The sequence below is a fragment of the Streptomyces nigrescens genome (genome assembly GCF_027626975.1).
Taxonomy (GTDB): Bacteria; Actinomycetota; Actinomycetes; order Streptomycetales; family Streptomycetaceae; genus Streptomyces; species Streptomyces nigrescens.
Genome location: NZ_CP114203.1, coordinates 6,014,502 through 6,034,462, shown reverse-complemented (window position 1 = coordinate 6,034,462; position 19,961 = coordinate 6,014,502). Strand labels below are relative to the sequence as shown.

The window sequence follows — 19,961 nt, the reverse complement described above, 5'->3', positions numbered from 1 at the left end:
GCACGTACCCGACCCTTTACACCGACTTCAACGGCCGGACGTGTCAACAGCTACGGCGGCGTAACGCTGCAAAGGATGGCAGTTCATGGCAGATCGCGCGCGAGATATCCGATTTGTAGCCAAACTGTGCGTATCGGAGCCATCACAGCCGGTACGGTCATCCCGCCGCACCGCCAGGAGGCGGCAACGCCACCTGATGGCACGGAGAGGGCACGGAGAGGGTCCGCCATGGCGTCGCCAGCAGCTAGTTCAGCGTCGTCCCGCACCGTACCCGCCCGCCCGAACCTCGCCTTCCGACAGCTGCGCGGCCGGCTGTCACCGGGCGAGTTCGCGGCGGCGGTCCGACGGTCCGCCCGTGAGATCGGCGAACAGGTCTCGTGCGACGCCCGCTATGTGGGCCGCGTCGAGTCCGGGGAGATCCGGTGTCCGAACTACGCCTACGAGCGGGTGTTCCGGCACATGTTCCCCGGGCTGACGCTGCCCGACATGGGGTTCGCGCCGCGCGAGGCGGTCCGCGGACGGGGGGCGCGTACGGCGGCGGTCGGCGCCGCGCCCCTGGCAACCGACCCCGACCACCGCGATACCCGTATCCAGATCTGCGAGGAGAGCGACGTGCTGCGTCGCGCGTTCATCACCGGCGGCCCGGCAGCAGCCCTGGGCTTCGCCGCCCTGCATCCCATCGAGGCCGCTGCCGCCGCCGCGTCCGCCCATGTGCCGGGCCCGCGCACCTCCGGCCGTCCCGGGACGGCCGAGGCCGCCGCGGTCGAGGAGGCCGTCCGTCATATCCGGCTGCTGGACGACCGGCACGGCGCGGAGGGCATCTACCGCCGCGCCGCCCAGCCGCTGCGCGCCGCCTACGAACTGCTGGACGCGGGCGTCCAGCGTCGCTCGGTGTCCGACCGGCTGCACGCCGGGGCGGGTGAACTCGCCATCACCGTGGGCTGGCTGGCGCATGACTCGGGCCGTTTCGAGGATGCCCGCTCGCACTACGCGGAAGCCCTGGCCACCGCCCGGGTCTGCGGTGATGCCGCCCTGGAGGCGCACGCCTTCTGCAATACGGCCTTCCTCGCCCGCGACGCCGGCCGGCCGCGGGAGGCGGTGCGGGCCGCGCAGGCCGCGCAGCAGGCCGCCAAGCATCTGGCCTCGCCGCGGCTGCTGTCGCTGCTGGCGCTGCGGGAGGCGGGCGGCTGGGCGGGGCTGGCCGACCGCGCCGGCTGTGAGCAGGCGCTGGCGCGGGCCGAGCGGCTGTTCGCGGGCGGGCCGCGGGACGGCGACCCGGAGTGGATGACGTTCTACGGCGAGGCCGAACTGGCGGGCCTGGAGGCGCAGTGCTGGTCGGCCCTGGGTGACGCGGGCCGCGCGGTGGAGCAGGCGCGCCGGGCGGTGGCGCTGCAGGATTCCCACTTCACCCGCAATATCGCCCTGTTCACCGCGGAGCTCGCGGGCGATCTCGCGGACAGCGGGGAGCCCGAGGAGGCCGCCGCGGCCGGGGCCCGGGTGCTGGCGCTGCTGGAGCAGGTCCGTTCGGCCCGTATCCGGACGATGCTCGACGGCACGGCCCGGACGCTGCGGGCGTACCACGGCGGCGGCGCGGTCTCCGGCTTCCTGGAGCGGCACGCGGCCTCGGCCGCCTCCGGCGGCGGGACGCCGGCCCCGGGCTCCGCGGGCTGACGGCCCGCGGAGCGGCGGGCCGACGCCCCGTCAGGCGGCCTGCGGTGCGCGCGCCCCCCGGCCGGACCGTGGTGGCCGGGCGGCCGTCGTTCAGCCGAGGTGCCCGGTGTCGTTCCAGCGCTCGATCGCCGGTTCCCCGTAGGCCCAGCCGAGCACCGACAGGGACGTCGGCTCCAGCCGGATCCGGGCGCCGAAGGAGATGCCCAGGCCCAGCCAGCGGGCGCCGAGGGCGCGCAGGATGTGGCCGTGCGCGAAGACCAGCACATCGCGGTCGGCGGACCGGGCCCAGTCGATGACCTCGTCCGCCCGCGCGGTGACCTCGGCGAGCGTCTCCCCCTCCGGCACCCCGTCGCGCCAGATGAGCCAGTCCGGCCGCCCGGACTTGATCTCGGCCGGTGTCAGGCCCTCGTACGCGCCGTAGTCGATCTCCATCAGCGCGTCCCACGGCTGCGCCCGCTCGCCGAATCCGGCCAGCTCACAGGTTTCGCTGGCGCGCACCAGGGGGCTGGTGCGGACCTCGACACCCGGCAGTCCCTCCCAGGGGGCGCGGTGCAGCCGCTCGCCCAGCAGCTTGGCGCCGCGCCGGCCCTCGTCCAGCAGCGGGACGTCCGTACGGCCGGTGTGCCGGCCGGACAGGGACCACTCGGTCTGCCCGTGCCTGGCCAGGAATATGCGCGGTGCCATGGTCGTACCTCTCGCCGATCGCTCGGCTGCTCGTTCTCGGTGCGGGCGGCGTTGACCGCGGGCTTTCCATCATCGCGCATCGGGTCGATTTGTCCCTGACCGGGGAGGCCGTCCCGCCCGGGCCCCGGCGTCCGGGGCGGTCACGCCCACAGCGTAGGGGGGCGTCCGGCGGCGGGCGGTCGCCCCGTATGTCGGTGCCGGATGCGAGACTTCCGCGGGTGAACGCTTTCCGCGACAGCCGACCCGCGTCGGCCGCCCCTTCGGCGGGGCGGCCGACGGCGACGCCGAGCCCGCCGCCGGGGGATCTTGCTCCCGGCGTGCGCCGGGGGAGACTCACCGAGCTGCGCGGCCCCGGTGTCCGCCCCCGCTCCCTCGACGCCCGTGCGCTCGCCGCGCTGGCCGCCAATCCCGGCTGCCGGCGCCGCGCGCTGCTGGACGGCGCGGGCATCGACAAGGGCGCGCTGGCCCAGGCGCTGGGCTCGCCCGCGGCGTACGGCCAGTCGCAGTTCGCGATCGTCCGCGGCAATGCCTTCGAATCCCGGGTGAAGGCCGACGGCGGCACGGAGCTGCTGCGGCTGCTGCACGAGCGGCTGGCGCCCGGCACCCCGCCGCCCGCGCCGGAGGAGGTCGCCACCCCCGATCTGTCCGCGGCCGGGCCCGAGGGCCGGGCGGCCCGTACGGCGCTGGCGCTGCGCGAGGCGACCGCGGCCGGCGGCTGGGCGCTGCTCGACCATCCGATGCTGGTCGTCGAGGTGGCCGGCTCGCCCGCCTATGTGGAGCCGGACGCGGTGGTGGTGCATCCGGACGGCAGCTGGACGGTCGTCGAGATCAAGTCCTTCCCGATGATCGACGGTTCGGCGGACGCCGCGAAGGTGGGCGCCGCCGCGCGGCAGGCGGCGGTGTATGTGCTGGCCCTGGAGCCGGTCGCCGGTCATACCGGCGCGCACACCGGCCGCCCGGTCCGGGTCCGCGACCGGGTGCTGCTGGTGTGCCCGAAGGACTTCTCCAACCTCCCGACCGCCGCGGCCGTCGACGTCCGCAAGCAGCTGGCCACGACCCGGCGGCAGCTGGCGCGCCTCACCCGGGTCGAGGAGATCGCCGCCGCGCTCCCCGACGGGACCACCTTCGACCTCCGGCTGGCGGACGACGGGAAGACCCCGACCCGTCGGCCCGAGGAGCTGGCCGAGGCCGTCGAGGCGGTCGACGCGGCCTACGCCCCCGAGTGCCTGGCCGCGTGCGAGCTGGCCTTCCACTGCCGTAAGCGGTCCCGTGAGGACGGCGCGGTGGAGGCGCTCGGGCGCGGCGTCCGGGGCGAGTTGGGCGGGCTGCACACCATCGAGGAGGTGCTGGCGGCGGCGGTCCCCGACGGCCCGGAGTCCCCCGAGGCCCCCGACGACGGGCCGGACGACCCGGCCGTCGTCGCGCTGCGCCGGGCCGCCGCGCTGCGGGCCGAGGCGCTGGCCCGCCCCACCGTGCCGGGACCGCGAGCGGAGGAGCCGGGATGCCGCTGATCGAGACGCTGGCCAGGATGGAGGCGGTGGCGGCGGGCCGCGCCCGGCCACGGTGCACGGTCCGCCACCGCCATCTGTCCGAACGCCCTTTGGTGTTCGTCCCGTTGACGACCGCGGGCGAGGCCGGTGCCCCGCTGGGGGCGCTGGTCGGCACGGACCGCGAGAAGCCGGTGCTGCTGGCCGTCCCGCAGCCCCGCGACCGCGATCTGCGGTTCGCGTTCCTCGCCGAGCTGGCGGAGGCGGTGCTGCCCTATGTGGACGGCTTCGCGGACGCCATCGAGTGGGAGGAGCGCAAGGAGACCGACCCCGAGACCGGCAAGAAGGTCCCGGTGCAGGTCGAACTGTGCGCGGACGCACCGCAGTTGATCGTGCCGAGCGCCGCCGGCATCGAGTTCGTCCGGCTGCTGGGCCGCTCCATGCGCTTCCGGCGGACGGCCGAGCAGGAGCCGGAGACCCCGTATCCCGCGCCGCCGCACGTCCCGCTGCTGGGCCGCTGGCTGACCCACTTCGGCGAGCGGGCGCGGGTCCCGGGCGCGAGCCTGCTGCTGTCCATGACCGGCCTGCTGACCCGCCATTGGGCGACGGGCCAGAGCGTGCTGGAGGACCAGCACCTGGGCGCGCTGCTCTCCTGGATCGACCCGCCGCCGGGGCTGTCCGGCCGGGAGGCGGCCGAGCGCGCGGAGTCGGCGCGGGACGCGGACGGCCAGTTGCTGTGCCCGCCGGCCGGCCCGGCCACCGACCCGGCGTTCGACAACCGGCTGCTCGCCCCCGCGATGGCCCGCTACGACGCCGGGCTGCCGGGCGCCGAGGACGCGCTGCGCACCCTCGTCGAGGGACAGCTGCGACCGGCCTGGGACGCCGTCTGGCACGGCATCGACCTGCTGCGGGAGCTCCCCGCGGGCGCCCGGGTCCCCGACCGCTGGAAGCGCGACCGCTGGTCGTACACCGCGCACCGGGACCGGATCCGCGCCGGGGAGCCCCCGCAGCCCAAGCAGGACGACGCGGTCACCGCCGCGCAGAAGCTGTCCGCACGGGAGACCGCACAGGCCCAACTGGACGCCCAGGAAGCCCTGGACGACCCGTTGGTGATGGCGGGGCGCCGGCTGGCGGGCGAGGCGTTCCAGGGCACGGTCACCGGCGTCGAGATGGCCTTCTCCGAGGGGCGGCGGCCGATGCCGCGCCCGCTGGTCACCCTGCGGACGGCCGACCGGCCGCAGCTGTCGGAGGGCGGCAAGCTCTACCGCTCGGTGGCGGACGGCAAGACCCAGACCGCCGAATTCGTTGCGTATGTGACCGAGGAGCCGGGAATTCTGGTGGTGCGGCTGACGGGCGGGATGGGGCGCGGGAAGACGCCGGAGCCCGGTTCGGTGCCGGAGCCGGACGACACGGTGTGCTGGACGCTGTTCGAGCACGCCCCGCGCGGCGGCCCGGAGCTCCCGGACCCCGAGGACACCCCGTGGACCCACGGCGGCCCGCCGTCCGCTGCCGCGGACGCGCCGCACCCCGCCCCCGACCCCGTGACCGCGGAGGACTTCCTGTGACCCGCGCCCGGCCCTCGACCGCCCTGGAGCACACTCCCGTATGACGGCCACTCAGGAACCCACCACCGCCGGGCCCTTCGACCCCGCCGCCGCGGCCGCCGCGGCGACCGACGCGATCCTGCGGGACACGCTGCACGGCACCCGGCGCGGCGTGGTCGTGGACTCCCCGCCCGGCGCCGGAAAGTCCACCCTCGTGGTGCGGGCGGCCCGCGAACTCGCCGCCGCCGGGCGCCCGTTGATGGTGGTCGCGCAGACCAACGCCCAGGTCGACGATCTCGTGCTGCGGCTCGCCGAGAAGGATCCGCAGCTGCCGGTCGGCCGGCTGCACAGCAGTGAGCCCGGCGCGTTCGACCCGGCGCTGGCCGAGCTGCCCGCGGTCCGTACGTCCGCGAAGGCCGCCGATCTGGCCGGGATGGACATCGTGGTCTCGACGGCAGCGAAATGGGCGTACACCAAGGTCGACGAGCCCTGGCGGCACGCCATCGTGGACGAGGCCTATCAGATGCGCTCCGATGCGCTGCTGAGCGTCGCCGGGCTCTTCGAGCGGGCGCTGTTCGTCGGCGACCCGGGCCAGCTGGACCCCTTCAGCGTGGTCGGCGCGGAGCAGTGGGCGGGGCTGGCCTACGACCCGTCGTCGAGCGCGGTGTCCACCCTCCTGGCGCACAACCCCGATCTGCCGCAGCACCGGCTGCCGGTCTCCTGGCGGCTGCCCGCCTCGGCGGCGCCCCTGGTCTCCGCCGCGTTCTATCCGTACACCCCGTTCCGCAGCGGCACCGGCCACGGCGACCGCCGGCTGGCGTTCGGGGTGCCGGGCGACGGCTCGGGCGTGGACCGGGTCCTGGACGAGGCCGCCGAGTCCGGCTGGGGCCTGCTGGAACTCCCCGCCCGCCACACCCCGCGCACGGACCCGGAGGCGGTCCGCGCGGTGGCCCAGGTCGTGCGCCGGCTCCTGGACCGCGGCGGCGCCACGACCAGCGAGGCCCACGGGGCTCCGGAGGGGGCCGCGCCCGCCCCGGCACCGCTCACGGCCGGCCGGATCGCGGTCGGCACCGCCCATCGCGACCAGGCGGCGGCCGTCCGCGCCGCGCTCGCCGACCTGGGGGTGAGCGGTGTCGCGGTGGACACCGCCAACCGTCTCCAGGGCCGAGAGTTCGATGTCACGGTCGTCCTGCATCCGCTGTCCGGCCGGCCCGACGCCACCGCCTTCCACCTGGAGACCGGCCGGCTGTGTGTACTCGCCTCCCGCCACCGGCACGCCTGCATCGTGGTCTGCCGGGCCGGCGTCGCCGATCTGCTGGACGAGCACCCCTCGACCGAGCCGGTCCGTCTCGGCGTCACGGTCAAGTTCCCGGACGGCTGGGAGGCCAACCACGCCGTCCTCGCCCATCTCGCGGAACACCGGGTGGCGTGGCGTCCTTAGGGAGCCTGTCCGACGGCGGCCCGCCAGGGCGTACGGCCTCTCCCCCGGGGCCCACTTGCGCGCAGCGGGACAATGGAATGCGGCACACGATCTGGAGGTAGGTACATGTCCGAGCCGCGACCGGCTCCCGACCCGCGTGGTACGGCGCCCGGACCACGGCGGATGAAGCCCGCGCAGCTGCTCTTCGAGCCGCCCGAGGCCGTCGCCGACCCCGAGCACTTCTTCGGCCTGGAGTCGATGGAGGACCCGCGCGAGCTTCTCGGCCGCGCCACGGAGCTGACCCTGGCCTTCCGCGCCGCGGCCGACCGCGCCACGGAGTTCCAGGCGCTGGCGGCGGCCCAGCTGTCCGACCCCAGCCGGTTCGACCGGCTGCCGCTGGCCACGCTCGCGGAGCAGGCGGAGTGGACCGAGGACTACGCACAGAAAATGATCGAGTTCGGCCGCAGCCTGATGCGGAGCGGCAGCACCCTGCCGGGCGACATGGACTGACCGCCCCGGCCCCGCCCACCGGCCCCCAGGAACCCCGCCCACCGACGCGCCCCACCACGGCTCATGGTCCATGATCATGGGCCGCTGGCATATGCAAGGGGGGAAAGATACCGGCTCCCCCACCGCCCCGTCCCGTTTTCCGCCAATCAGCCAAGTCCCGCGTGCCGGCTGGGTAGACCTGTCCCCATGAGCGACTGGCTGCCTGAGACCCCCCGCACCCTGGCCTTTCCGACCGCGGCATATGTCACCCTCGCGGGCGCCGACTGGCTCGCCTCCGCCAGCCCCCATCCGGACGAGATGCACACCGTGTGGGCCACCCGGCCGGCCGCGCCCAGCGTGCTGCCCTGCGGCACCGCCTTCGACGTGATCAACGCCCCGGCGCTCTTCGGGCGGCGGATGGTGGACCGCTTATGGTCCGACGGCCCCGGCTCGGGGCCGGTGGCGGCGCACCGCGGCCGGATCCTGCTGTTCGCCGCCCCGGGCACGGCCCAGCGGCTGCCGGCACTGCTCGTCTGGGAGGAGTGGGCCACGGCCGTCCCGCCGCTGCTGTGCCACGGCAGCGGGGACGCGGTGACCGTGCCGCCGCTGCACCCCCGCCAGAGCCCCGCCGCGGACCGGACCGCGGGCGCCGGCGCCCCGGCCGACGAGGACCCGGCCGCCCCGTCCGTCTCCCGCTGGCTGGTGGCACCGGATGTCCGCAACCCCTGGCTGCCCGGCCCCGACGTACTGCTCTGGGCCTGTGTCCGCGCGGCCCGCTCGATGGCCGGCCCGGTGCACGAAGCCGCAGCTCAGCACCCCGTTTCCATGCTGACCGCGGGCTGAGACAAACCGATTTTTGTCCTCCCCGACCAGGATGCTAATGTTTTCCCCGTCAGCAGGCGCCGCTAGCTCAGTTGGTTAGAGCAGCTGACTCTTAATCAGCGGGTCCGGGGTTCGAGTCCCTGGCGGCGCACAGACGGTCGAAGGCCTCCACTCCGGTGGGGGCCTTCGTCGTTCCCGGCTGTACGGCGCGATCAGTACGCCGCGGCCGGTGCGGCGCGGTCAGCCGCGGTTCACCTTCACCGCCCAGTCCCCGTCGGCCGTCCGGCCCTCGACCTGGATGCGTACCCCGTCCTCGGCGTCGTCCATGCTCTCCCCCACGCCCAGCGGAGCGTCCGCGAGCGGCGGGTAGACGGAGGTGCCCCAGCAGGCGGAGGTGGCCGGATGCCCGTCGAGCACCTGCACGGGGCCCGCCCCGGAGGCCGTCCGGCTGTGCACGCGGTAGACCAGAACGCCCTCGGTGCACAGGGAGCGGTCGTTGCCCATGGCACCGCGTGCCTCGATGGCGAGCGCGCTGTCGGGGCCCGTACGGACGACCAGGAGCCGCGGCCGGCGCTGGGCCCGGGGTTCCTCGGGGGCGGACAGGGTGCGCAGGGAGTGCAGGGCGCGTCCGGTCAGATCGAGGCAGTCGACCTGGCTGTCGGCGATCCAGCCGAGCTTCCACTTGTGCCAGGCGAAAGGGTCGGGCGCCAGTCCGAACTGGCTGCCCATGAGGTCCCAGTCGCCGACGTAGGTGTCCCAGTCGCCCTTGCCGTCCTCCGGCCGGTGATAGAGGTCCGGCAGGTCGAAGACGTGCCCGGTCTCGTGCGCGAGGACATTGCGGTCCGGCGGGCTCTGCTCGAAGACGGTGACGAACCGGTGCAGATCATGGTCGTCGGCGTGCAGCGGCCGGTCGAGGTTGACGACCTTGGTGGCGTCCGAATCGACACCGGGGGCGTCCGGGTCGGCGACGAAATAGACCACGTCGTACCGGCTGAAGTCCACGGAGGGATCGGCGGCGGTGACCGCGTCGCGCAGGTAGGACGAGCGCCGGCCGGCGTCCCAGTCGCGCTGTATTCCGTAGGAGACGGACGAGCGCGGCATCTGCACCCAGCGGCGGTGGATGTGCGGGCGCAGCCGGAACTTCCCGTACGAGGCGCGGTCGAAGAAGCCGGAGGTGGCGGGGAAGTAGTCGTGGGACAGGTCCTGAGGGGCCGAGAGGGGCCGGGAGTCCGGGAAGGACAGGAAGATCATGACGGCGTTGAGCGTGCGGTCCGGGCGCGGATAGGACCCGTTCCAGCTGTCGACGCCCTCGGAGTGGTGCGCGTCGGTGCGTCCCAGGGCGCACGGGAGCACGGCCTCGGAGGCGGTGGCGGGTCCGGCGACGATCGAGGTCGCGATGAGCGCGCTCAGGGAGGTGGCGACGGCCGCGACGCGCCGCAGGCTGCGGCGATCCGCCCCGTCGGGTGTCTGGGCGCGCGGCACACATACCTCCAGGGACGGATTCGGAGACCTCATCTACCCTGTGGCGATTTAATGCTATTCGTCCTGTTTTGAAGGCCCGGACGAGTGACCGGCGCGTCTTGGCCGTCCCGTAACGGAAAGTCACAAACGGCCAACGGGGCAATCCGTACGAACAGAGCCGGGCAGAAATGGCTGAAGTTCCGTCATGCGCGCGGACGATCACGGCTGCGTCGCTGGATCGGCCGTCGTGCCAGCCTCTATGATCGCCACACTTTCCAGCGCGAGATCCCCCCTCCATCACGAGACAGCGCCACGCGGGAGCGAGCAGTGAGCGGACACCCCGACAGCCCGGGCCGCACGCCCGGAGCGACGCTCCCCTCAGTGACGGAGCGTGATGAAACGACCAAAGAATCCGCCGAGGCCCGGCCGGCCCCGAGCGGGCGCTGCGACGACACCGCGGCCTCGCTCGGCGACTACCGCGCCACGTTCCACGCGGCGCGGGTGGCGATGGCCGTCCTCAACCGCGACGGCCTGGTCCTCGCCGCCAACCCGGCCTTCGGTGAGCTGGTCGGCGCCGACCCGGCCGAGCTGGTCGCCGCCACCGCGGCGGACCTCACCGACCTCGGCGCCGACCCACGGGTGTGGACCGCCTACCGCGAGGTGCTGTGCGGCCGCAGCGACCGGCTGCGCTGCACCCGCCGCCTCAAACACCCCGAAGGGCACTCCGTCTGGGTGGAGGTGACCGTCGAGCCGCTGACGCCGGAGCCGCTCAGCGGCGAGGAGCGGATGCTGCTGTCGGTCGCGGACATCAGCGACCGGCACGATCTGCTGGCCCGGCTGCGGCATCTGCAGATGCACGACCCGGTGACCCGGCTGCCCAACCGGGCGCTGTTCTTCGAGCGGCTCTCCTCCGCCCTGGAGACCGCCTCCTTCGAACCGTCCGGCACCGGCCGCATCGGGCTGTGCTACCTCGACCTGGACGGCTTCAAGGCCGTCAACGACACCCTCGGGCACCGCGTCGGCGACCGGCTGCTGAGCGCGGTGGCACAGCGTCTGACGCGCTGCGCGGAGAGCGCCGCGGACCGCGGGGCGGGCCGGGGCGGGCATCTGGTCGCCCGGCTCGGCGGTGACGAGTTCGCTCTTTTGGTGGAGGACTCCACCGGCACCGACCAGCTCGCCGAACTGGCCCAGTGCGTCCTGGACACGCTGCAGCGCCCGTTCGACCTGGCCGGGCAGCGGCTGTCGGTGTCGGCGAGCATCGGCGTCGTGGAGCGGGCCGCCACCGGCACCACCGCGACCGGTCTGATGCAGGCCGCGGACACCACGCTGTACTGGGCCAAGGAGGACGGCAAGGCCCGCTGGACGCTCTTCGACCCGGAGCGCAATGCCCACCGGATGACCCGGCAGGCGCTCTCCAGCACCCTGCGCCCGGCCGTGGACCGCGGCGAATTCACCCTGGAGTACCAGCCGCTGGTCGGGCTGGGGGACGGCCGGGCACAGGGCGTGGAGGCGCTGGTGCGCTGGCGCCATCCGCAGTTCGGGACGCTGTCGCCGAATCGGTTCATCGCCCTGGCGGAGGAGAACGGCGCGATCGTCGAGCTGGGGCGCTGGGTGCTGGAGCGGGCCTGCCACCAAGCACGCGCCTGGCAGCTGGCGCACCCCGGCGAGCCGCTGTTCGTCAGCGTCAATGTGGCCGTACGTCAGGTGTGGGACTCCGACCTGGTGGCGGATGTCGCCGGGATTCTCGCCGAGACCGGGCTGCCGCCGGAGCTGTTGCAGCTGGAGCTGACCGAGTCCGCGGTGATGGGCTCGGCCGGCCGCCCGCTCCAGGCCCTGCAGGCGCTCAGCGACATGGGCGTACGGATCGCCATCGACGACTTCGGCACCGGCTACTCCAACCTCGCCTACCTCAGCCGCCTCCCGGTTTCCGTACTGAAGCTGGACGGGTCCTTCGTCCGCGGCTTCCGCTCGCAGGAGCATCCGAACCCGGCGGACGAGATGATCGTGGAGGCGCTGGTGGCGCTGGCGCACCGGCTCGGCCTCACGGTCACCGCCGAGTGCGTGGAGAGCGCCGAACAGGCCGAGCGGCTCCGCCGGATCGGCTGCGACACCGGCCAGGGCTGGCTCTACTCCCGCCCCGTCGCCCCCGACCGGGTGGCGGCCCTGCTCGACGCGGGCCGGCACACGGGGGCCTGAGGGTCGCAGGGATGGAGTGCGCCGGTGCGGGCGGAACGACGTTCCGCCCGCACCGAAAAAGAATCCCGCCACAACGGCGCGCCACCCCCGCGGCAGGGTCCGGCGGAATCAGCACCGGCCGCCACCACCCCGCACGACGCCCTCAGGCCGGCAGGCCGTACGCATCCGCGATCAGCTCGTACGAGCGCAGCCGGGCCGCGCCGCCATGGGCGTTGGCGGTGATCATCAGCTCGTCGGCGCCGGTGCGCTTGGCGAGGTCGTCCAGGCCCTGGCGGACGGCGTCCGGGGTGCCGTGGACGACATTGCCGAGCCAGCTGTCGACGAAGCCCCGCTCCAACTCGTTGAAGCGGTACGCCTCGGCCTCCTCCGGGCTGGGGACCAGGCCGGGGCGTCCGGTGCGCAGCCGGACCATGGACAGCGCGCCGGTCATGACCTGACGGCGGGCCTCCTGCTCCGACTCGGCGGCCAGCGCCGCGACCCCGATCAGGGCGTACGGCTCCGACAGCACCTCGGAGGGGCGGAAGGACGCGCGGTAGAGGTCCAGCGCGGGGAGGGTGTTGGCCGCGGAGAAGTGGTGCGCGAAGGCGAACGGCAGGCCGAGGGAGCCGGCGAGCCGGGCGCTGAAGCCGGAGGAGCCCAGCAGCCACAGGGGCGGGCGGTGCGGGTCCTGGACGCCGCCCGGTGAGGTCGCCTGGACCGGGCCGGGGACGGCATGGATCTTGGCGTACGGGTGGCCGTCGGGGAAGGAGTCGTCCAGGAAGCGGGTCAACTCGGCCAGCTGCTGCGGGAATTCGTCCGCGCCTTCGTGCAGCCTCTCGGTCCTGCGCAGCGCGGCGGCGGTGGCCCCGTCGGTGCCCGGCGCGCGGCCCAGGCCCAGGTCGACCCGGCCGGGGGCCATCGCCTCCAGGATGCCGAACTGCTCGGCGATGACGAGCGGGGCGTGGTTGGGCAGCATCACGCCGCCGGAGCCGAGGCGGATGCGGGTGGTGTGGGCGGCGAGGTGGGCGAGCAGCACCGCGGGCGAGGACGAGGCGACGCCGGGCATGGAGTGGTGCTCGGCGACCCAGTAGCGGTGGAAGCCGCGGCGTTCGGCCGTACGGGCGATGTCGACGGCCGTGCGCACCGCGGCCGAGGCGGTGCTGCCGGCGCCGACCGTCACCAGGTCGAGCACCGACAGCGGGACGGGTGCGGTGCCCGGGGCCGTGCCCCGTATCCCGTCGCCGGCCGTCTCGCCGCTGCCCCGGATCTCCTCGTCTTCGCCGCTCACGGTGCGGGTCCTCCTCGCGTCGGTGGTCTGCGAGGAGGACAACCGGAGAGGATCTCCACTTATTCCCGGGTCAGATCCCCGGCGCGGCACCGCGGTCGGAGGGGCGCCCGGACCTCCCTGGCCCGGGGCCCCTCGGGCGCGCCCTAGGCGTGCGCGGTCCGCGAGAAGAGGGTGCCGAGCGCGGGACAGCTGATCGTGCGGTCGAGCAGCCGGAGCCCTTCCCAGACCGTCACCTGATTGGCGGTGAGCACCGGCTTGCGCAGCTCCGCTTCGAGGGCCGGCAGATGTTCCGCGGTGTGCAGCGCGGTGTCGGGCAGCAGCACCACCTCGGCGTCCGGATGGTCACCGGCGCGGGCGAGCGCCAGCACTTCCTCGCTGCCCCAGGTGCCGACCTCGGCGGCGGTGATGATGCCGCTGCCGCGGGTCGAGACGACCTCCGCACCCGCGGACTTCAGGAAGGCGTGGAAGCGCTCGGCCACGTCGTCGGGGTAGGTGGCGGCGATCGCGACCCGCCGGGCACCGAGCGCCTGGACGGCATGGGCGAAGGCGAAGGACGTACTGGAGGCGGGCAGGCCCGCGGTCGCGGACAGCTCCCTGACCTGTTCGTGGGCGCCCTCCCAGCCGAAGACGAAGCTGGCGCTCGTACAGGCCCAGACGACGGCCTCGGCGCCGCGTTCCTTGAGCTCGTCGACGCCGGCCGCCAGCCGCCCGGCGGAGCCCATCTCCAACAGGGCGTCGACGCGATGGGCGTCCTCGCCGATATCGGTGTGCACGAGCGGCAGGCGGATCCCGCCGCCCAGGAGCGCTTCGAGCCGGGGGTAGTCGTCCTCCGCGGAGTACCCGGGGTAGAGGAAGCCGACCGATGCCATGCAGGTCTCCCTTGCGTGTACGGCTGCGGGTGCAGGGGCGTTCGTGGGTGCGGGTGCGCTCACGGGTGGTGCGGTGGGTCCGGGAAGGAGTGCTGCCGGCGAGAGGAACGACGCCGGCAGCATCCGGGGTGGAGGCCGGGTTCGGACCGGCCTCAGACCGGGGGCAGGCCTCCCGTGTCATCGGGCGGATACGGCGGCGGTTCAAGGCCGTCGAGGGGCTCCCCCTCCGGTGGGGCGGGGGGTCCGGCGAAGGCCGCCTCGGGGGTCACCCGCGGCACTCCTTCTTCCGGCCCTTCCGCCGTCGCGGTCATCGCGGCCGGGCCGCGCCGCGCCACCGGATCGAGCAGCGCCTGGTACGGGCCCACCGCCTGGACGCCGATGGCGCGCAGCGCGGCCCACATCGTGACCTGATTGGCGGACAGCACCGGCATCCGCAGCTCGGCCTCCAGCTGCGGGATGACGTCGTAGGTCGGCAGGTTCGTACAGCTGATGAAGAGGGCATCGGTGGCGCCGACCACGGCCGCGCGGGCCATGTCGACGACATCGCGGTACGGCACCTTCCAGATGTGCCGGGTCAGCCCGAGGTAGGCGCGGCCGGTGACGGTGATGCCGGCCTCACCGAGATAGTCCTCCAGGGAGTCGGTGACCGATTTCGTATAGGGCGTGACCACGGCGATGCGCCGGGCGCCGATCTCGCGCAGCGCTTCGATCAGTGCGCCCGAGGTCGTGAGGGAGGGAACCTCCCCCGCCTGGACCATGGCGGCGCACATGGCCCGCTCGCCCGCGACCCCGCCGACGAAGCTGCCCGAAGTGCAGGCATAGGAGATGACCTGCGGTGATACCGCACACAGCGCCTGGACGGCAGCGTCCAGCGTTTCGTGCTCGCTGACCAGACGGGCCAGATCGAGGCTGACCTCGACGGGCACAAAAGGGGTGCGGGTGAGGTGGAGGGACACGTCGTCGGGAACCCAGCGCCAGAGCTCTCGGTCGAGCGCGAAGTCGAAGGGAGCGACGACACCCACGCCGAGCTGCGGCTGTGGGCCACCCAGAAAAGAGACGTCCATGAAGGCCCCTAGAAGAAACGAAGGGCTGGAAGGCCAGGCCAGTGGCCGGGGATGAGGTGCAGCCGGATCAAGCCGGGACGTCGGGACAGAGCCGTTGTTGACACGGTAGATACGACTTCCTAGCGTGGTCAATCCTCGCATCTCAGGCATCTGTCGGCGCCCCTTTCCATGGAAAGGGGCTCACGTTTCAGAACGGTTTCTGGCTATGTCCGAAAGCACCGTCCTCGTCCTCGGTTCCGACCCGCCGCCGAAGCTGGACCGCCTCACCGGCCGGGCTCGGGTGATCTTCACCGACGAGGACTCGCTCGCCGACCGACTGCCCACCGCCGACGTGCTGTTGGCCTGGGACTTCACCTCCGACGCGATCCGCAGAGCCTGGCCGGTGGAGGGGCCCAGGCCGCGCTGGGTGCACACCGCCAGCGCGGGTGTGGACCAGCTTCTGTGCCCGGCGCTGGTCGCCGACGACACCCTGGTGACCAACGCCCGGGGCGTCTTCGAGCAGCCGATCGCAGAATATGTGGCCGGGCTGGTGATCGCCATGGCCAAGGACTTCTACGGAAGTTGGGAGCTGCAGCGGCAGCGGCGCTGGCAGCATCGCGAGACCCTGCGGCTGGCCGGCAGCCGGGCCGTCGTGGTGGGCTCCGGACCGATCGGCCGGGCCATCGGCAGCACCCTCCTGGCACTGGGTGTCAAGGTCGATCTGGTCGGCCGCCGGGAGCGCCCGGACGATCCGCAATTCGGCCTCGTGCACGCGAGTGACGCACTGAACGGCCTGCTGCCCCAAGCGGATTGGGTGATCTGCGCGGCACCCCTGACCGAGGCCACCCGCGGCCTGTTCGGCAAGGACGCGTTCGCCAGGATGGCGCCACGGGCCCGGTTCATCAACGTCGGGCGCGGGCCGCTGGTGGTCGAGGACGCTCTGGTCGCGGCGCTGCGCGAGTGGCGGATCGCGGCGGCGGCGCTGGACGTCTTCGAGGAGGAGCCGCTCACCGCGGACAGCCCGCTGTGGGACGTCCCCCATCTGATCGTGTCGCCCCACATGAGCGGCGACACCCTGGGCTGGCGGGACGCCCTCGCCGAGCAGTTCCAGGACAACTTCGAGCGGTGGTCGGCGGGCGAGCCGCTGGACAACCTCGTCGACAAACGGCTCGGGTACGTGCCGGTGCAGTGACGGGGCCGGCTGCCGGGCCCCGGCGCGGCAGCCGCGCTCCCCCCACCGCCGTCCCGCCCGGGGCGGCCGACGCTCGGAGGACGCATGACCACCGAACCGACCCACCTCGCCGACCTCTCCGCCACCCGTCTCACGGCCGGGTACGCGGCCGGCGAGTTCTCCCCCGTCGAGGCGGTCCGGGCGGTGCTGGAACGCGCCGAGGCCGCCCAGGCCGCGACGAACTGCTTCACCCTGATCGACGCGGACGAGGCGCTGTCCGGCGCCAAGGAGTCGGCGGAGCGCTGGCGGGCCGGCGAACCGGCCGGGCCGGTGGACGGGGTGCCGGTCACCGTCAAGGATCTGATCCTCACCCGGGGCGTCCCGACGCTGCGCGGTTCGCGCACGGTGCGGGCCGAGGGTCCGTGGGAGGAGGACGCCCCGTCGGTCGCCCGGCTGCGGGAGTCCGGCGCGGTGTTCGTCGGCAAGACCACCACTCCGGAGTTCGGCTGGAAGGGCGTCACCGACAGTCCGCGGCACGGGGTGACGGGCAATCCGTACGACCCGGCGCGCACCGCGGGCGGCTCCAGCGGCGGCAGCGCGGCCGCGGTCGCGCTGGGCGCGGGCCCGTTGAGCCTGGGCACGGACGGCGGGGGCTCGGTGCGTATCCCGGGGTCGTTCTGCGGGATCTTCGCGCTCAAGGCGACCTACGGGCGGGTGCCGCTCTATCCGGCGAGCCCCTTCGGGACCCTGGCGCATGTCGGGCCGATGACCCGGGACGCGGCGGACGCGGCGCTGATGATGGAGGTGATCTGCGGGGCGGACTGGCGGGACTGGTCCCAGCTCGGCCCGGCCCCCGGCTCGTTCCGTCAGGCGCTGGCCGGTCCGGTCTCCGGGCTGCGGGTGGCCTTCAGCCCGTCGCTCGGCTGGGACGTGCCGGTGGCTCCGGAGATCGCGGCGGCGGTCAGGGCGGCCGTCGACACGCTGGCCGGGCTCGGCGCGGTCGTCGAGGAGATCGACCCGGGCATCACCGACCCGGTGGAGGCCTTCCACACGCTGTGGTTCAGCGGTGCGGCGCGGGTGGTGCAGCATCTGGACGACGCGGACCGGGCGCTGCTCGATCCGGGGCTGCGGGAGATCTGCGAGCAGGGTGCCCGCTACAGCGCGCTGGACTATCTGGCCGCGGTCGATACGCGGATGGCGCTCGGTCAGGCCATGGGCCGCTTCCACAGCGCCTACGACCTGCTGGTGACGCCGACCGTGCCGCTCACCGCCTTCGAGGCGGGCGCCGAGGTCCCGGCCGGTTCCGGTCACACCCGCTGGACGGGCTGGACGCCGTTCACCTACCCCTTCAACCTCACCCAGCAGCCGGCCGCGACACTGCCCTGCGGGGTGGACGCGGACGGGCTGCCGATCGGCGTCCAGCTGGTCGGCGCGCGGCACGCGGACGCGCTGGTGCTGCGCGTCGCGCATGCCCTCTACGAGGCGGGGACCGCGGAGATCCCCGCGCCGCCTGCGCTCAGGCCCTAGCCCCTAGGCCCGCCGGAAGTTGAGGCTCTCGCCCAGGGCGCCGGCCCGCCACAGGTCCTGACAGGCATCGGCCATCCGGTCCAGACCGTCGACGACACTGCCCCACACGATGCCCGGCACCCAACCCGCGTCACCGTTGATCAGTAGATTGTTGCGCTCGTAGAACAGCGCAAGATCGACGACGGTGGCGCGGCCTTGGTGCGCCGCCTGTGTCTCGTAGCCGTAGGACTTGGTGCCCAGTTGGGTGTCGGTGAAGGTGAAGTAACACAGATCGCCGGGGATCGGGGTGATCGTCGGATTCTCCAGCGGCGGCTCCTCGGGAGCGAACGGCGCCAGCAGGGCGTAGATCTCATTGCGGGCGTACTTGGCGTGGTAGACGTCGCCGCCGAGTGGGAGGGCGTCCCATACGGCATTGCAGGTGATCGGCGCGCGGTCGTCGAGCAACTTGGCCGTGCAGCTCACGCCGCGCTTGTCCAGGGAGACTTCGATGAAGCGATCGGTCATGCCCCGATCGTAGGTGGGCAATACCGGCGTACGGAACAAGTCCGCGGCGCTTCCATCAAGGGCTGGAAACGATTGGCATATGTGTGAGGCGTTCGGGTAGCCGCGCGCCCATGGCTCCACCACAGGAGAACACCAAAATGATCAAGAGAAAATTGGCAAGCGGCATCCGCCGCCGCTCGCTGCTCGCGGGGGTAGCGGCGCTCGGCGCAGCGGGTGCAGTGGGAGCGGCCTCGGGCTGCTCCCGGGTCGATGTCTCGGGCGCGACCGGCGGCGGACATCTGCTCGAAGATCTGCGGAAAAAGGGCACCGTCCGCATGGGAATCGCCAGCGAACCGCCCTATGCGTCCATCAACAGCAAGGGCGAACTCACCGGCGAGGCCCCGGCCGTCGCCAAGACGATCTTCCGGCGGCTGGGAATCAAGAATTTTGAGCCGGTGCCGGTCGAGTTCCAGGCACTGGTGCCCGGTCTGCATTCCTTCCAGTACGACGTGATCGTCGCGGGAATGTTCATCAACAAGGCCCGGTGTGCGGCCGTCCTTTTCTCCGACCCGGACTACGAGAGCAAGGACGCCTTCCTCGTACGCAAGGGGAACCCGGACAACATCCATTCCTATGCGGATATCGCCAAGGGGAAATACCGGATGGGTTCCGGTATCGGCTATGCCGAGATCGACTACGCGGTCGGCAACGGCGTCAAGAAGGACACCATCCAGACCTACGGTGACCAGATCGCCGGGATGGAGGCCCTGGAGGCGGGCCGTATCGACGTCTTCGCCGGCACCGCGCTGACCATGATCGAGGCGCTGAAGACCGGTGCCCACCCCAAGGTGGAGATGACCAAGCCGTTCACGCCGGAGGTCGACGGGAAGCCCCAGCGCGACGGCGGCGGCTACGGCTTCCGGCTCGGTGAGACCAAGCTGCGGGACGCCTTCAACGCCGAGCTGCAGAAGATGAAGAAGAGCGGCGAACTCCTGCGTATCGCCGAGCCGTACGGCTTCACCAAGGAGTTCATGACCGACCTCACGGCGAAGGAGCTCTGTAAAAAGTGACCGGCGCGCTGTGGGAACTTTTCTTCGAAGGGCTGTGGATCACCGTCCAGCTGATGGTCTACAGCGCCGCTCTGGCCGCCGCTGTCGCCTTCGGCATCGGCCTGGCACGCACCTCGCGGTTCCGGACCGTCCGCTTCCTGTCGGGTGTCTATGTGGAGTTCTTCCGCGGCACCTCGGCACTGGTGCTGATGTTCTGGCTGTTCTTCGCGCTGCCGCTGCTGGGCTGGCAGCTGGTCGGCATCTGGGCGGGCACCCTGGCGCTGGGACTGTCGTACGGCGCGTACGGCTCCGAGGTCGTCCGCGGTGCGCTGCAGGCGGTGGCCCCCGCCCAGCGTGAGGCGGCCATCGCGCTGAGCTTCACGCCCGGGCAGCGGCTGCGTAAGGTGATCCTGCCGCAGGCCGTCCCCGAGATGATGCCGCCGTTCAACAACCTGCTGATCGAGCTGCTCAAGGGCACCGCGCTGGCGTCGCTGCTGTCCATCGGCGAACTCACCTTCCAGGCCAAGCTGGCCCGGCTGTCGACGGGCCAGAGCGCCGAGATCTACGGAATCATCCTCGTCCTGTACTTCGCGGTCGCGTTCGTGATGACCCGGATCATGCGGGTGCTGGAGCGCCGCGCCAAGGCCTCGGTCGGCCGGGCGGTACCCAAGGGTGAGGGCTGGTTCTCCCGCAAACTGCCCGTCGAGAAGCAGGGCCCCGAGGCGCTGGCCACCGGAGGAAAGCCGTGAACAACTGGTCATGGAGCTACATCGGGGAG

Annotated in this window: 17 protein-coding genes and 1 tRNA gene; 12 read left to right on the top strand and 6 right to left on the bottom strand. The window is 72.9% G+C overall.

Annotated features, from left to right (window positions below):
• The first annotated feature begins 228 nt into the window (after window positions 1-228).
• The gene (locus STRNI_RS26925; RefSeq protein ID WP_277412164.1) at window positions 229-1,671 is read left to right on the top strand and encodes an NsdA family TPR-like regulatory protein; all 1,443 of its coding nucleotides are present in this window, start codon (window positions 229-231) and stop codon (window positions 1,669-1,671) included.
• A 90-nt stretch (window positions 1,672-1,761) separates the two neighbouring features.
• Here STRNI_RS26925 and STRNI_RS26920 read toward each other — a convergent pair whose 3' ends face one another.
• Window positions 1,762-2,355: a histidine phosphatase family protein gene (locus STRNI_RS26920; RefSeq protein ID WP_277412163.1), complete on the bottom strand. Its 594-nt coding sequence runs from the start codon at window positions 2,353-2,355 to the stop codon at window positions 1,762-1,764.
• A 188-nt stretch (window positions 2,356-2,543) separates the two neighbouring features.
• Between STRNI_RS26920 and STRNI_RS26915 the strand changes: the two genes are divergently transcribed.
• The 6 genes from STRNI_RS26915 to STRNI_RS26890 all read left to right on the top strand — a co-directional run bounded on the left by STRNI_RS26915 (window position 2,544) and on the right by STRNI_RS26890 (window position 8,268).
• Window positions 2,544-3,866, top strand: a complete 1,323-nt coding sequence (locus STRNI_RS26915) for a hypothetical protein (RefSeq protein ID WP_229838181.1) — start codon at window positions 2,544-2,546, stop codon at window positions 3,864-3,866.
• Window positions 3,857-5,407 carry a hypothetical protein gene (locus STRNI_RS26910; RefSeq protein WP_266443084.1) on the top strand — a complete coding sequence of 517 codons (1,551 nt, stop codon included), beginning with the start codon at window positions 3,857-3,859 and terminating at the stop codon, window positions 5,405-5,407. Before STRNI_RS26915 ends, STRNI_RS26910 begins: the two co-directional genes overlap by 10 nt.
• 40 nt (window positions 5,408-5,447) lie before the next feature.
• Window positions 5,448-6,827 carry an AAA domain-containing protein gene (locus tag STRNI_RS26905; RefSeq protein WP_018091377.1) on the top strand — a complete coding sequence of 460 codons (1,380 nt, stop codon included), beginning with the start codon at window positions 5,448-5,450 and terminating at the stop codon, window positions 6,825-6,827.
• Between the two features lie 105 nt (window positions 6,828-6,932).
• Window positions 6,933-7,316 carry a hypothetical protein gene (locus STRNI_RS26900; RefSeq protein WP_026169932.1) on the top strand — a complete coding sequence of 128 codons (384 nt, stop codon included), beginning with the start codon at window positions 6,933-6,935 and terminating at the stop codon, window positions 7,314-7,316.
• Window positions 7,317-7,502: 186 nt separating this feature from the next.
• On the top strand, window positions 7,503-8,138 hold the full coding sequence (locus tag STRNI_RS26895; RefSeq protein ID WP_093646404.1) for a bifunctional DNA primase/polymerase: 636 nt from the start codon (window positions 7,503-7,505) through the stop codon (window positions 8,136-8,138).
• 56 nt (window positions 8,139-8,194) lie between these two features.
• Window positions 8,195-8,268: transfer RNA gene (locus tag STRNI_RS26890), tRNA-Lys, on the top strand.
• 89 nt (window positions 8,269-8,357) lie between these two features.
• On the opposite strand, the gene STRNI_RS26885 is transcribed toward STRNI_RS26890, so the two are convergent.
• Window positions 8,358-9,599, bottom strand: coding sequence for a M6 family metalloprotease domain-containing protein (locus STRNI_RS26885; protein WP_159488170.1), 1,242 nt, complete (start codon window positions 9,597-9,599; stop codon window positions 8,358-8,360).
• A 360-nt stretch (window positions 9,600-9,959) separates the two neighbouring features.
• Between STRNI_RS26885 and STRNI_RS26880 the strand changes: the two genes are divergently transcribed.
• A complete protein-coding gene (locus tag STRNI_RS26880; RefSeq protein WP_277412162.1) occupies window positions 9,960-11,774 on the top strand; it encodes a putative bifunctional diguanylate cyclase/phosphodiesterase in 1,815 nt (604 codons plus the stop codon).
• Between the two features lie 142 nt (window positions 11,775-11,916).
• Here the strand turns inward: STRNI_RS26880 and STRNI_RS26875 are convergent, their stop codons facing one another.
• From STRNI_RS26875 to STRNI_RS26865, 3 genes are all read right to left on the bottom strand, one after another.
• Complete coding sequence (locus tag STRNI_RS26875) at window positions 11,917-13,041, bottom strand: LLM class flavin-dependent oxidoreductase (protein WP_277412161.1); 1,125 nt, start codon at window positions 13,039-13,041, stop codon at window positions 11,917-11,919.
• 143 nt (window positions 13,042-13,184) lie between these two features.
• The gene (locus STRNI_RS26870; RefSeq protein WP_018091371.1) at window positions 13,185-13,910 is read right to left on the bottom strand and encodes a maleate cis-trans isomerase family protein; all 726 of its coding nucleotides are present in this window, start codon (window positions 13,908-13,910) and stop codon (window positions 13,185-13,187) included.
• Window positions 13,911-14,062: 152 nt separating this feature from the next.
• A complete protein-coding gene (locus tag STRNI_RS26865; RefSeq protein ID WP_026169931.1) occupies window positions 14,063-14,974 on the bottom strand; it encodes a maleate cis-trans isomerase family protein in 912 nt (303 codons plus the stop codon).
• 205 nt (window positions 14,975-15,179) lie between these two features.
• Here STRNI_RS26865 and STRNI_RS26860 point away from each other — a divergent pair, with 205 nt between their 5' ends.
• The gene (locus STRNI_RS26860) at window positions 15,180-16,145 is read left to right on the top strand and encodes a D-2-hydroxyacid dehydrogenase (RefSeq protein WP_109889965.1); all 966 of its coding nucleotides are present in this window, start codon (window positions 15,180-15,182) and stop codon (window positions 16,143-16,145) included.
• A gap of 84 nt (window positions 16,146-16,229) precedes the next feature.
• On the top strand, window positions 16,230-17,651 hold the full coding sequence (locus STRNI_RS26855) for an amidase (RefSeq protein WP_277412160.1): 1,422 nt from the start codon (window positions 16,230-16,232) through the stop codon (window positions 17,649-17,651).
• A 3-nt stretch (window positions 17,652-17,654) separates the two neighbouring features.
• Here the strand turns inward: STRNI_RS26855 and STRNI_RS26850 are convergent, their stop codons facing one another.
• The gene (locus STRNI_RS26850) at window positions 17,655-18,155 is read right to left on the bottom strand and encodes a DUF3830 family protein (RefSeq protein ID WP_020397751.1); all 501 of its coding nucleotides are present in this window, start codon (window positions 18,153-18,155) and stop codon (window positions 17,655-17,657) included.
• A 110-nt stretch (window positions 18,156-18,265) separates the two neighbouring features.
• Here STRNI_RS26850 and ehuB point away from each other — a divergent pair, with 110 nt between their 5' ends.
• Both ehuB and ehuC read left to right on the top strand, forming a co-directional pair.
• Window positions 18,266-19,204, top strand: a complete 939-nt coding sequence (ehuB, locus tag STRNI_RS26845) for an ectoine/hydroxyectoine ABC transporter substrate-binding protein EhuB (RefSeq protein ID WP_167540557.1) — start codon at window positions 18,266-18,268, stop codon at window positions 19,202-19,204.
• Window positions 19,201-19,932 (top strand): ectoine/hydroxyectoine ABC transporter permease subunit EhuC, encoded by a 732-nt coding sequence (ehuC, locus tag STRNI_RS26840; protein WP_018091365.1) that lies wholly within the window; start codon window positions 19,201-19,203, stop codon window positions 19,930-19,932. The genes ehuB and ehuC overlap by 4 nt, the downstream gene beginning before the upstream one ends.
• Window positions 19,933-19,961 lie beyond the last annotated feature (29 nt).